This is a genomic window from Bacillus cereus group sp. MG16, assembly GCF_040459875.1.
Lineage (GTDB): Bacteria > Bacillota > Bacilli > Bacillales > Bacillaceae_G > Bacillus_A > Bacillus_A paranthracis.
The window spans coordinates 3424062-3437917 of record NZ_JARVHE010000001.1; the positions used below are offsets into that span (position 1 = coordinate 3424062).

Sequence of the window (13856 nt, forward strand, 5' to 3'; positions counted from 1 at the left end):
ATATTTTTCTATGCAGTTAAAAGAGGATGACATCTATCATCCCCTTTTAACAAATTTGTCATTACATTCACAAAGCCTTCCTAATTAAAAATTATCGGAAACGTAAATATAACGAAAGCTGCCCAAAGTCCGTAGATTGGCAAATACTTCGTAATCGCATCTTGGATAGCTGTCGGTCCTGATTTGTTTTGCAAGAAACGCATATAGGAAAACATAATCCAAATTAAATTTGCCCAGATCAGTATGTTTACGCCTAAAACAGCAAGTCTATTAGGTGTAATACCATAAGAAGAAAGTCTGAATATGATGGCTGACAAAGCCACAGTGTCAATAATAAGTGCCAGAACAATCAAGGCAAAATTGATATAATCTGAAATGTTCTTTTTCTCGTCTGAGTCACTCTCAACGATAGAAAATATAGTAACAGCCAATACACCAAGGAGTATTCCGTTAAAGGCCATTAGGAAATTACGGTCCAAGAACGGATTTTTCCCGACCCATATAACCGTTATAAGATAGATCAACAATGTGATCAGGACGAGAGGACTAAAAACTTTAGATATGTATGGTGTAATGTTTTTAGCAAGTTTAAGAGTCATTGATACTAAATATGCAGCCACTACAGCGAGAGCAGCAGCACCAAATAAAACAACATTACTAAAATAGAATTCTCCTATATCCAAGTCAACAAAGCTAAATAAACGCATGGTGAATACTGCTAGTATCATTCCGCTCACTGCCATGCTGGCGTAGAGAAGACAATATTCTAAATTAAATTTAATATAGGCTAATCTTGTACTGCCTTTTGAATATTCATTTCCTGTAAACGCAAGCCCTACTAAGACCCATAACAATATAGGAAGATGTAAATAAGCAAGGATAATACTGTCTTTATCATTTAATGGCAACGTATTAAGATATATCCCAGAAACTAGGAACAACGCTACAAGGGAATAAATAACACTTTTTTCCGGCTTATTATTGTAAACAAAATAAGCGACAATAAAGGGAATTACACCAAAAGCTAGGTTAATTGGAGCAATTGCTTCCTGCTCGACAAAGTAGAAAATGATTCTGGTGCTTATCCCGGCCAGAATAGCTAACATACCCATGAATAAGAAACCTTTTTGAAACAACGACTTTTTTTCCGTATTTGCCGTCTCCTTGAAATGTAACCTTTCATACCAAGCACCTAGAAGCTGAGAATCAGGATTTTGAGCCCATGCTTGTGAGAATGACTTTTTAAAAGCTTTTGGGTCTTTTCTATATATTTTCTCCAACTTATGAGGGTCATCAATATTTTCAATAATTAAATTGTGATTGTTCATAGTTTTACCTCTCTTCTAGTTTAAAAATAAAGTTATTACCTTTTCTATAAAAAGCACCTCACCGATTTATTATGATATTGATTTTAATACATTATTTATTGTTTTACAATAAATAATTATCAATTATAAATGGTTTTTTATTGTATATTTTATTTTCAACAAAAATAAATAGCACTCCTTATTCAAAAAAAATCCTATAGAATAGACTTTTTTAAGCGTCTATTCTATAGGATACAGTTTAATTATCATATTTTTTTATTTGTTGAAACAACTTAATTCTCAAACACAAAATTAATCTTATTTTCTTTCCATTCTAACATCGCATCAAACGTTTTCTCACCTTTTTTAAAGCCTTTAATTAAATCGGTCTTTTCACCTTTTAAGAGCTTTGTCATATTCTTTTGTGAAATTGTTTTACTTAATATTTTCTTCGAGATGGTAAAGTCACATTGCGTTGTGTTGTAGTTAGAACAACCGTAAAACGTTGACTTATCAATCACGTCGCCATCACATTTTTTACAACTACCAACCTTTTTACCAGTTGTAAATTTCGATCCTTTTCGCTCAATCGATTCAACATGTAACCCAGTGAAATCCCACTTCTCCGACATTTCCACTGCATCTTCAATAATTTTCGCTGATAGCTTTTTCGTTTGTTCCATAAATGTAGCTGGTGATGCTGTACCTTCCCCAATTTCCGCAAGGCGCTGCTCCCATTTCGCTGTCATTTCTGGTGAAGCTAGTATTTTATCACCGATTGCGGTAATTAATACTTTCCCTTTATCGGTTGCATACACTTGGTTTTTCTTCACATCTATATATTTACGGTCTTTCAGCATCGTAATAATTCCAGCGCGAGTTGCCTCTGTACCTAAACCTTCTGTTTTCTTTAATACTTTCTCAAGCTCTTCGTTCTCTAAATACTTACCTGCCGTTTTCATTAACGTAATAAGTTGACCTTCTGTATAACGCTTCGGTGGCTGTGTTTTTCCTTCTTTCACTTTCACCTTTACAACTTTCCCTTGTTCACCTTCTGCGACAATTGGAAGAATTGTTTCGTCATCTTTATCATTTTGGAAAATAACTTTACGCCATCCTTCTTGAATTTGCTGTTTTCCTTTTGAAATAAATTCAGCACGTTCATCTACAAGCGTTACAATCGTTGTATAGTCAAAGATTGCAACTTCATAGTGAGCTGCTATAAGCCTTCTTACGATCATATCGTAAATTTTCTTTTCATCACCTGACAATCTGCTTGGATTTGTAACTTGCTCTGTCGGAATAATTGCGTAGTGATCTGTTACTTTCTTTTCGTTCACATAACGCTTATTATTCATAATCGATTCAACTGGAGCTGGTAATAAATCTTTATATTCATCAAACTGACTTAACTTCTGTAAAATATCCGGGAACGTCGCTGCCTCTCCTTGTGTAACATAGTTGGAATCCGAACGAGGATAAGAGACAATTCCTTTTTGATATAGTGCTTGCGTTATATCAAGCGTCTTTTTCGGTGAAAATTTAAATGCTTTATTTGCCGTTGCTTGTAGTGATGATAAGTTAAATAAAAGCGGAGGTTGAAACTCTTTACGCTCCGTTTTCATTTCCTTCACTACTGCCGGTTTACCTTGGCAAAATGCCGCAATTTTATTCGCCATATCAGGATCTTTTAAGCGAGATTCATTATCCTTTTCCCATTTCCCATCATATTTCTTTCCTTCTATATTAAAGGTTGCAAACACTTCCCAAAACGGCTCTGACTTAAAGTCTTCTATTTCTTTTTCACGTTTTACGATTAATGCAAGTGTCGGTGTTTGTACACGTCCGGCGGAAAACACATCATTCATTCCTTTTTTCTTTAACAAAATACTAAAAACACGCGATGCATATAGCGATAGGTAAGTTTTTGATGCTATCTCCAACTTTTCCCCCGCTCCACACCGTACGTGCGATTTTCACCGCATACGGCGTTCCATCAATTTAAACATATCTTTGTTTTCCCTAATCTGATAATATTAGTTCTTTTTAATACGATTATATTATTCAATATTGTTATATAGCTTTGTTTCCAACTTTCTTTCTTAGTTTGTTAAGTTTTTCAAGTTGGATCTCGTTGAGATCAAATAAGGTTAAGAGCTTGTTTATATTTTTAGGGTCATTTGTATGAATAAGTAGGTGTATATCATGATGTATGACCACTAAATTTACATATCTATCATCTTTTGATTCATGATGAGGAATAATGTGATGACAGTGGATTTCATTGAAAGCCAGTTCCCTGCCTGTGATAGCACATTTTCCATGTTGAGCGACAAACTTTGATATACGATTGTCATTGTACTCAACTGTAGCACGTTCATTTATAATAGGATTCTCTCTTAACCATTGAAGCATATATTCAGACACTAGACTCTGGTTTTTATGAATTTCTACACGCCCCTGCGGGGTGTACTTATTAGTCGAACTTTTCTTGCCTAATGGTTTTCGTTGTTTAACATAGCCAATAGGGATAATCGGCATATCAAGCAAATACCTCATATTTTTCGACTTCATGTATTTCATAATACCTTTGTCTTTTGTCTTATAATTGCTTGTTTTACTCAATCCACGTAGCCGATTTTTAAGGCTTATCATCACAGAGTAATGGATGCCATTAACATCAGACGCTACATGCGAAGCTATATTATAGTAATTATGAATACCTAATACCAAAGCGTTATATCTACTAATTTCAGCCACTGTTTCTTTTGAGTTTGAGCTTTTCTGAATGGCTCGTATTTGAGTTTTAAGCTGATACCTTATGCTTTTTATTGCTTTTTGCGATACATGAGTGTGCATAACATATCTATCAGCTTTCCTTTCGGCTTTCAACTCAAATCCCAAAAATGTACTTCTTTCATTCCACAAATCAGTTATTTGGGATTTTTCTTCTGAAATTGGTAGACGTAACCTATCTTCAAGCCACTGTTTACTTGCATGGTAGATGCGTTCAGCAGTCTTCTTGTCCTTGCAAAATATTTTAAAGTCATCAGCATACCGGACATAGTAGAACTCCTTAAGTGTTGTACTTGACCTTAATTTGCGATAATGATTTGATTTAACTTCACCTTTACCTTTGGCATACTGGTTTATAATTTCTTTACAGCGACGTCCTTGCCATTGCTTTGATATCCACCAGTCAAACTCGTTTAGATTAATATTTGCTAGCAGAGGAGAAAGAACTGCACCTTGCGGTGTTCCTTTTGTTGGAATTATCACTATGCCGTTAGGCATGACAATAGGTGATTTCAGCATTTTCCCAATGATTGCTAATAGTTGTTTGTCTCTGATGCCAATAGTCCAAAGTTGTTTCATGAGTTTGCTGTGGCATACTTCATCGAAGAAGCCTTTGATATCCACATCAACCACATAACGACATTGATTAAAGTTAATTCTATGACCGCAATCAACGATTGCTTGTTCCACTGACCTATTAGGTCTAAATCCGTAGCTGTGAGTATTGAATTTTGCTTCGCAGATAGGTTCTATCACTTGAAGAATGCTTTGCTGTGTCAGCCTATCCCAAATAGATGCAATTCCTAATGGTCTTGTCTTTCCATTTGGTTTAGGAATATCTACCCTTTTGACACGCCTCGGTTGATACCAAGAAAATCTTTTCTTCATTATGGATAGGTATTCATTTGCACTAAGTTTTTCAATATCCTTGATTGTCAATTTATCAATACCTGCTGTGTAACTTCCTTTATTACGTTTGATATTTCTGTACGCTAGTAGCAAGTTATCATCAGATACGATATATTGCATTAGGTTTTTGAATATCGCATTCTCGGAACTTTCTTTGAACAGCAAATCAAACGTTGGTGTCATACCGTAGTATTCAGCATGTCGCAACTTGCTATCTTTTAGTTCCTTTTGAACTACATCATTCATAGTTAATCACTTCCTATCGGACGTGTTGCTAGTTGTCTTACACGAACCTATGAAAATGATTAGGGTTTCCGATTTGTTTCTAAAATTGACTTGTGGCTATTCCTCTGTTCTCATTACAAGAACTTCAACGGTCACGCCACTACTCTCACTAGGATAAAATAAGGTTATTCGCTATTTACGCATTTCCTTATAACGCTTCATTGAGTGTGTCCTCTCTACGTTCCCAGCTTTCCACGTTGCCTTATTTCTATCAAAATTACATTAGGTTAGGTGCTGACTATACCCCACCATTCTATCCAACGCCTGTAACGTTGCATGGTTTTTCATAGAATGAATTCTTACTCAACCACAGAATGATAAACTCAGATTTCTCTAAGCCAGTTCGTAGGAGCGTACATTCGCCAGTTCGTCAGTGTTTTACCACATTCTCACCATACTAAGTTTTTAACGACTTCCGAGCTATCATATACGGACAATACCGCTATTGCCTTTTCGGTTGTTTACTGAACACTACGGTATATTTCACTCGACTTCACCGAGCTTCACACCATTTCCATATACACATAGGAAATCGCATGTCGGAGTATTAAAGGGAGCGTTTCAGAACGTTACTTCATCATTCCACTCCTCGAAATAAGACTTTATCCCTTATTTGTTTAATTTCATAACACGTAGGGATAAGATAGCTTTTCACTATCTAACGTGTCGCACTCATACCAACGACCCAGTCCGCACATGACCTTGTATACGCCTCATAATACGTATTAATTGTATCTGCTTCATCTAGTAAATTTTTAAATCCTTGGTATATAGCTTGTTTCGTTAAAGATGAAATCCAAAGACGTTTCATCGGTTTTTGCACGTTACAAAGATTAATAATATTTCGTACAATCAATTCCCCTTCACGCCCAGCATCGCCCGCGTGAATAATTTCTGTTACCTGTGGATTATGTAACAGCTGTTTCACTACATTAAATTGTTTATACTTCGACTTTGTTACTTCAAATTGAAAACGTTCTGGAATCATTGGTAACGTATTAAGTGACCATTTTTTCCACTCTGCGTGATAATGTTCTGGATTACATAACTGCGTCAAATGACCAATTGCCCATGTACAGTACGCTCCATTTGGAAATAACTCATTCGCTTCTACTTCTAAATATCCATCTTTCCGGCGATATTTAAACTGTGAAACAAGAGCCAAACCTTGATCTGGTTTCTCGGCAATAATTAATTTCATTTTATAACTCCCTATCTGTATTCCAGTGTTACTTTCATTGTCTATCTGTTTAGAAGCGATGATAAAACAACAATCTTATTTATCATTCGCGGGTTATCCCGAGTAATGGGATAACTATAATATTATACGCTTATTCTTTATTGCTTCACAATAGAAACTCATTATATAACACTTTCTTTCACATGTTCACACATAAAAAAAGATGCAAAAAAAAGCAAACGCCACCTTGCCTTCATTTATGAAATTGTGCAGATAATATGCAGATATAAAAAAGCATAAGTACTCTCTATATGAACATATGATGAAGTGAATGATAGGATAGGGAGGTATCATGATGTTTGCTTATATATTAACTGCCTTAACGCTTTGCTGTATCTCAATTATTATTACATCATATATTTCAAAACGAAGTGGTACCCTAATGGAGTATATGGTATTTATTATGTCTTTTAGTATGAGTATCGGTTTAAGTATAGGTTTTTATTTAGGTATTCTATTTAAGGGAGAATTGCTATATTCTACTTTGCTTGCTATTTTAATTAGTGGATTTATCGGCTTTTTAGTCGGTCTACGTTTCCACATGTATACTGCTTTAGAAGGAATGTTTTCTGGATTAATGGCAAGTATGATGGGAGCAATGATTACAGAAATGTTAAACGCACAACAAGCTCATAGTATACTGTTCATTAGCCTCTTACTTACTATAACGATAACTATGTCATTTATAATTCAACTTTTATCAGAAACCTTTTCTACTTTTATCCAACGGCGTTTTTTGTTATTACTTTCAATTAGCGTAGTAATTATTGTTTCTGTATTCGTAACATTCCCAGATTATACTCCTTCAACTTCGTTCGAGCATAAGCAACATATGCATTAAAACTTAGAAATGAATTTAATAAAGCTGAGGCTTTATTAAATTCGAATATTTTAGATATGCAAGATGCTTTACTTGCAACGACTGCATTAGCATCTCTCGTATTTCTTAATTAATAATAAGACAAAGATAACTAAAATCCTCTTCACAAAAGAATGTAGATTTGTGTATAATGAGAACTAATGTTCCTTACAAAGAGACAATAGACCCAAATCACACAAATATATCAAATGGAAGAGGATTGATATACGATGAAAATTGATAGACCGAAAATTTCACCAGAGTTATCTTCAAAGAATTTTCAAGATATTTTTTATGAAGAAGATGCAACATTAGAAATGTGTGAGATTATAGATTCCAGTTTCGAAAATGAAGCGATGGATAGAGTGCGCTTATATGATGCCGTGATAAAGAATTGTAAGTTCACTAATACAGACTTTAGCAATATTGATATTACAGATGTTTGTTTTGAAAACTGCGATTTATCAAATGTTAATTTAAGCAATTCTTCTGTTCACAGAGTTGAATTTAAAAACAGCAAATTAATTGGAGTTAATTTTACAGAATCTAGCCTAGGAAATGTTAAATTTGAGAATTCTATTTTGAATTTAGCTGCGTTTGGAAATTCTAAACTAGAAAAAATTATATTTAATGAAACTTCATTAAATAATGCAGATTTTTTTGACTGTAAACTAAAAAAAGTTGAATTCCAATTATGTAGCCTTGACGAAGCTAATTTTGACCAGACATCACTGAAGGGAATCGATATTAGTTCTTCTAATTTTGATACACTAACAGTTTCAGTGAATGATTTAAGAGGATGTAAAGTATCTACATATCAAGCTGTTCAGTTTGCAACTTTGTTGGGGTTAATAATTAAAGACTAGTATTTCGAAGGTGAACAGAACTCTATCCCGAATCATGGATTTTGTAATCGTCCACGATTCGAGGTAAAGTTCAAATCAATTAGTAGTGACTTTTTTCTTATTATTTAACTACAGCTTGATTTCCTTTTACATGTTCATTATTTCCACTCATAAATGCTTCAATTTCTTCCACTTCTCTAATGATATCTTTCGATAAATTTTCATGTCCATCTTTCGTTACAAGAATATCATCTTCTATTCGAATACCGATCGACTCTTCCTCAATGTAAAGACCTGGTTCTATCGTAATAACCATGCCTTCTTCTAATACTCTATCTTTGTATGTCCCTACATCATGCGTATCTAAACCAAGGAAATGGCTGACACCATGATAATAATATTTTGATAACTCTTCATCTTCTTGAATTAAACCAACCGCTTTACACCCTTCTGCAAGTACTTTTTTAGCATGCTCATTTAATGCAGCGAACTTTAAGCCTGGCTTAATAATCTCTGTTGTTTCTTTTAATGCTTTTAATACAATATTATAAATTTGTTTTTGGCGACTAGAGAATGTTCCATTTGCCGGGAATGTATAACTAATGTCAGCGTTATAGTAGTCTTTTTGAGCGCCTAAATCTAGTAATACTAAATCACCATTTTGAATTTGTGCATCATTATCTTCATAATGAAGAACTGTAGCATTTTTCCCACTTGCCAAAATTGTATTGAACGCATGATGCTTAATGCCAGATGACTTCAATATGAAATCAAAATAAGCTTCTAATTCATATTCCATCATGTTTGCTTTTGCATGCTTAAGTACATTGTAAATACCGTCTTTCGTTACAGCAATCGCTTCTTTCATAATTTCAATTTCTTCTTCTGTTTTAAACACTCGCAATTCACAAATATTCGGATATACATTACCAATTATTACGTGTGGATATTGTTTTCTTACATGTTTAGCAAATGCTAGCGTTTTTGTCTCTGTACCATTCCACTCACGACGCTCTAAATCTAAATATAGATGCTTCACATTTTCTGTGAAGAGTATATTTGACATTGTCTTCTCAAAACTATCTAAATATACAACTTTCTTTATACCAGAAATTTTCTCTGCTTCTTCTTTAGAAACTGTTTTACCGACCCATTTTTCCATTACTGGATCTGATTTTTCAATGAAAAGTGTCTCTTCTACACAATTCCCAAACTTTTTCAGCATAAAAATAACATTTGGTTCATCGATTCCTGTTACATAATAAAAATTCCGATTCGGCACAAACTTATAATGTGCATCCGCTGACATATGAGGTGCTTGTCCAGCAAATAAAATTGTAATTGATTCATCTGGTAATGTGTTTACTAATCGTTCTCTATTTTGAGCAAAAAATGTTGCTTTCATAATAATCCCCCTAGCGTTCTATGTATGATTAAAAAAATAATTATCTAATCAATTCATTTTATTATTGTTACAATTTTTCGTCAATTTTTAACCTTTTTTTGATGGTGTTGACATAATTAAAATTACACGTTACAATAACTATATATTAGTAAGCAACTAATGTAATTAAATTAAACTAGAGGTGAAACAAATGAAAAACATTTTATTCCGTATTAACGAATTATCAAAAAAAGAAAAAGCAACTGGATTAACAGTTGATGAAAAACAAGAACAACAAATGTTGCGTCAAAACTATACACAAACATTTCGTGGAAGCTTAGATTCCATTTTATTAAACACAAAAATTGTTGATCAAAATGGTCTTAACGTGACACCAGCCGCATTACAAGATGCTCAAATACGTTTAAAATTAAGCAAATGAGTTCTGCGCAAAAGAATTTCAATAAAACATAAAAAGAGCTGGATTTCCTATTTAGAAATTCCAGCTCTTTTTATTGTTTTTTCTAATTTAGCATACGAACGATACATAGCAATTCTCCACGATACAATCATTGCAAAAGCGAGTAAGAAAAACATTCCACTTAACTCTGCTAAGTCAATCGATTGACTTAAATACGATTTCATTACTACTCGCACTGCTAATAATCCAACTAAAATAAATATAAATGCTTTTGACGGTTTCATATATATTTGTTCATTTCTTATTTCAAACTTCGTTGTTTTAATAAGGAATATAGAGAAAATAAGTCCTACAGTAATTGCTTCTACTATTTCTAATGACGTTAACCGAAACGCTGGTAAGAAGTACATCATAGCACCAGTACTCATAAAAAATGGGGGCAATATAATTTTCTTTTTCGTTACCGGTTTTTTCGCTGCTTTAAAGCGAAGAAACATGACACCAACAGCCATACAGACTGCTACAATACTTGATAAAAGTGCTATCATACTTTCCACTCCTATCTATTTAAATGACTTTTTGAGCAAAATCATAAATTAATAAGTAACTACAAGCACCAGTATAGAATTTCTTCATTATATCCCTCCTGCTGTAAACTTTCCATATTCGCTGCAATCATTTTACGCAAAGTTTATGAACGGAATATGAACAAAATATTACATTCAACTTTTGAAAATAAAAAGCCATTCTACAAATAATTGTAGAATGGCTTTTCAATTTATTTTAAATCTTCTATTGAGAAAGCACCTGGCAGTAACTGCTCAACAGTCACTTCTTTTTCATCGCCTTTTACATTCGTTAATAATACAGGCATTTTCGGATCACAGAATTCAGCAATTACTTGTCTACAAGCACCACACGGTGAAATCGGTCCGTCCGTTTCTCCTGTGATGACTAAGTAACTAAAGTCACGCTCTCCCTCTGATACTGCTTTAAAAATCGCTGTTCTTTCTGCACAGTTACATAAACCGTAAGAAGCATTTTCTATATTACAACCAGTATAGATTTTACCTTCTTTCGTAACTAACGCTGCACCAACAGGAAATTTTGAATACGGAATATATGCTTTTGCTAACATCTTATTTGCTTCTTCAATATATTTTTTCTTATCCATATTATTTCCTCCTCAAAGTAAGTGTACTTATGATTAGTCAGTAATAACTGTATGAACTAATTTAGGAGCCTCTGCTGTTTCAGCGATAGAAATGTTCTCATAAATTTTAGCTTTTACATCTTCTACATTTTCGCGATTTGCATAAATCGTTACGAATGGCTCGCCTTCTTTTACTGCATCGCCCACTTTTTTACGTAACATTAATCCTACTGCTAAATCGATTTCATCTTCTTTTGTTGCACGACCAGCACCAAGTAGCATAGCTGCGATACCGATTTCATCAGCAACAATGTTAGAAATAACACCTGAAGTTTTAGCAGGTACATCAATTACATATTTCGCTTGTGGCATTTTTTCTGGATTGTCTACAATTGAGCTATCTCCACCTTGATTGCTTAAGAACTCTTTAAACTTCTCAGTTGCTTTTCCGTTCTTCATCACTTCAATTAACATTTCACGCGCTTCTTCTAATGTATTTGCCTTTTTCGCAAGTACGACCATCTGACTTCCTAATACGAGTACTAATTCTGTTAAATCTTCTGGACCTTCACCTTTTAACGTATCAATCGCTTCTTTCACTTCTAGAGCGTTACCGATTGCAAAACCAAGTGGTTGTGACATATCAGAAATAACAGCCATTGTTTGACGTCCTACATTATTTCCGATACGTACCATTGCATGTGCTAATTCTTTTGCATCTTCTTCTGTTTTCATAAACGCGCCAGCACCTGTTTTTACATCAAGTACGATTGCGTCAGCTCCAGCTGCAATTTTTTTACTCATAATTGAACTTGCAATTAGAGGAATTGAGTTAACAGTTCCTGTTACATCGCGTAATGCATAAATCTTTTTATCTGCAGGTGTTAAGTTTCCTGTTTGTCCAATAACAGCTACTTTGTCACGGTTTACAATATCAATGAACTGCTCTTTCGTAATTTCAACGTGGAATCCTTCTACTGCTTCTAATTTATCAATTGTTCCGCCCGTATGTCCTAAACCACGACCAGACATTTTTGCTACTGGTACATCTAAAGCAGCTACTAATGGCCCTAATACTAATGTTGTTGTATCACCAACACCACCAGTTGAATGTTTGTCTACTTTAATTCCTTCAATTGCAGATAAGTCGATTGTTTCTCCAGACTCCACCATTGCCATCGTTAAATCTGCACGTTCGCGATCTGTCATATCTTTAAAGAAGATTGCCATTGCAAGTGCACTTACTTGATAATCAGGTATACTTCCGTCTGTATAACCATTAATAAAGAATTTGATTTCTTCAGTTGTTAATTCTTTGCCGTCACGTTTTTTCGCAATAATATCTACCATTCTCATTACAATCACCATTCCTTTTTATATGATATGAATCTATTAAAATAATAAGCCTACGATTGTTGCTGATAAGAAGCTTACTAATGTTGCACCGAAAAGTAATTTCAAACCAAATCTTGCGACTACATTCCCTTGCTTTTCATTTAAGCTCTTAACTGCCCCTGCAATAATTCCAATTGAAGAGAAGTTTGCAAATGAAACTAAGAATACAGATATAATCGCTGTCGTTCTATCTGAGAAATTAAAGTTTCCTTGTGCTAAATCTGTCATAGCGACAAATTCATTTGATACTAATTTTGTTGCCATAATATTTCCGGCATTAACTGCTTCATGCCAAGGTACACCCATAATAAATGCAAATGGTGCAAATGCATAACCGAGAATTTCTTGGAATGAAATACCGATTACACCTTTAAATACTGCATTAATGAATGCGATAAGAGCAACGAAACCAATTAACATAGCTGCTACTGTAATCGCAACTTTAAATCCATCAATAATGTATTCCCCTAATACTTCAAAGAAAGTCTTTTTTTCTTCTTCTTGTACTTCTAACATATCTTCTTCATCAGTAACTTCATAAGGATTAATAATAGAAGCAATAATAAAGCCCCCGAATAAGTTAAGCACTAAAGCGGTTACAACATATTGCGGTTTTAATAACACCATATACGATCCAACGATAGACATGGAAACGGTAGACATTGCAGATGCACATAATGTGTACATTCTTTTCTCTGGCAATAATCCTAATTGTTTCTTAACTGAAATAAACACTTCAGATTGTCCTAAAATCGCAGAAGCAACAGCGTTATATGATTCTAGTTTCCCCATTCCATTTACTTTACTTAATGCTAGACCGATAGATTTCACAATAATAGGTAACACTTTAATATGTTGCAAAATACCGATTAAAGCTGATATAAATACGATTGGCATTAATACACTTAAAAAGAATGAAAACTCTTTTTGATTTACTAATCCACCAAATACGAAATTTACACCGTCAGCGGCATATTTTAATAGCTCTCCAAAACCATCTGCTATTCCGCTAATTAATATATTCCCTACACTTGTATTTAATAATAGAAACCCCAAAATGAATTGTAATATAACCATCGTTATGATTGGACGATATTTGACTTTCTTTCTATCATTACTAGCAAGCCAAGCGATACCTAAAATCAATACGAGGCTAAAAACACCGATTAAGTATTTCATAAGCCGTCTCCTCCCGTGTTCGTATCCGCTTAGATTTCTTTCAATTGTTAAAGCAATAGATACACTTTACTTTGTGTATCTAT

The 13856-nt window shown here is 34.0% G+C and carries 10 protein-coding genes and 2 pseudogenes; 3 read left to right on the plus strand and 9 right to left on the minus strand.

Annotated features, from left to right (window positions below):
* Positions 1–80: 80 nt before the first annotated feature.
* From QCI73_RS17710 to topB (QCI73_RS17725), 4 genes and pseudogenes are all read right to left on the minus strand, one after another.
* Positions 81–1328 carry a DUF4153 domain-containing protein gene (locus tag QCI73_RS17710; protein WP_353823447.1) on the minus strand — a complete coding sequence of 416 codons (1248 nt, stop codon included), beginning with the start codon at positions 1326–1328 and terminating at the stop codon, positions 81–83.
* A gap of 272 nt (positions 1329–1600) precedes the next feature.
* A pseudogene (topB, locus tag QCI73_RS17715) lies at positions 1601–3226 on the minus strand (DNA topoisomerase III); the annotation flags it as partial.
* A gap of 154 nt (positions 3227–3380) precedes the next feature.
* Complete coding sequence (gene ltrA / locus QCI73_RS17720) at positions 3381–5258, minus strand: group II intron reverse transcriptase/maturase (protein WP_076868583.1); 1878 nt, start codon at positions 5256–5258, stop codon at positions 3381–3383.
* A 700-nt stretch (positions 5259–5958) separates the two neighbouring features.
* A pseudogene (gene topB, locus QCI73_RS17725) lies at positions 5959–6498 on the minus strand (DNA topoisomerase III); the annotation flags it as partial.
* 334 nt (positions 6499–6832) lie between these two features.
* Between topB (QCI73_RS17725) and QCI73_RS17730 the strand changes: the two are divergent.
* The gene (locus QCI73_RS17730) at positions 6833–7378 is read left to right on the plus strand and encodes a hypothetical protein (RefSeq protein ID WP_353823448.1); all 546 of its coding nucleotides are present in this window, start codon (positions 6833–6835) and stop codon (positions 7376–7378) included.
* Positions 7379–7626: 248 nt separating this feature from the next.
* The gene (locus tag QCI73_RS17735; RefSeq protein WP_140969340.1) at positions 7627–8262 is read left to right on the plus strand and encodes a pentapeptide repeat-containing protein; all 636 of its coding nucleotides are present in this window, start codon (positions 7627–7629) and stop codon (positions 8260–8262) included.
* Between the two features lie 100 nt (positions 8263–8362).
* Here the strand turns inward: QCI73_RS17735 and QCI73_RS17740 are convergent, their stop codons facing one another.
* On the minus strand, positions 8363–9646 hold the full coding sequence (locus tag QCI73_RS17740; RefSeq protein ID WP_353823449.1) for an aminopeptidase P family protein: 1284 nt from the start codon (positions 9644–9646) through the stop codon (positions 8363–8365).
* Between the two features lie 190 nt (positions 9647–9836).
* Here QCI73_RS17740 and QCI73_RS17745 point away from each other — a divergent pair, with 190 nt between their 5' ends.
* Complete coding sequence (locus tag QCI73_RS17745; RefSeq protein ID WP_000789783.1) at positions 9837–10067, plus strand: DUF896 domain-containing protein; 231 nt, start codon at positions 9837–9839, stop codon at positions 10065–10067.
* A gap of 47 nt (positions 10068–10114) precedes the next feature.
* Here QCI73_RS17745 and QCI73_RS17750 read toward each other — a convergent pair whose 3' ends face one another.
* The 4 genes from QCI73_RS17750 to QCI73_RS17765 all read right to left on the minus strand — a co-directional run bounded on the left by QCI73_RS17750 (position 10115) and on the right by QCI73_RS17765 (position 13773).
* On the minus strand, positions 10115–10594 hold the full coding sequence (locus tag QCI73_RS17750) for a CcdC family protein (protein ID WP_000561052.1): 480 nt from the start codon (positions 10592–10594) through the stop codon (positions 10115–10117).
* Between the two features lie 230 nt (positions 10595–10824).
* Positions 10825–11220, minus strand: coding sequence for a cytidine deaminase (locus tag QCI73_RS17755; protein ID WP_000358520.1), 396 nt, complete (start codon positions 11218–11220; stop codon positions 10825–10827).
* A gap of 33 nt (positions 11221–11253) precedes the next feature.
* Positions 11254–12555 carry a pyrimidine-nucleoside phosphorylase gene (locus QCI73_RS17760; RefSeq protein ID WP_002081390.1) on the minus strand — a complete coding sequence of 434 codons (1302 nt, stop codon included), beginning with the start codon at positions 12553–12555 and terminating at the stop codon, positions 11254–11256.
* Positions 12556–12591: 36 nt separating this feature from the next.
* Positions 12592–13773, minus strand: coding sequence for a NupC/NupG family nucleoside CNT transporter (locus QCI73_RS17765; RefSeq protein WP_353823450.1), 1182 nt, complete (start codon positions 13771–13773; stop codon positions 12592–12594).
* Positions 13774–13856: the final 83 nt, after the last annotated feature.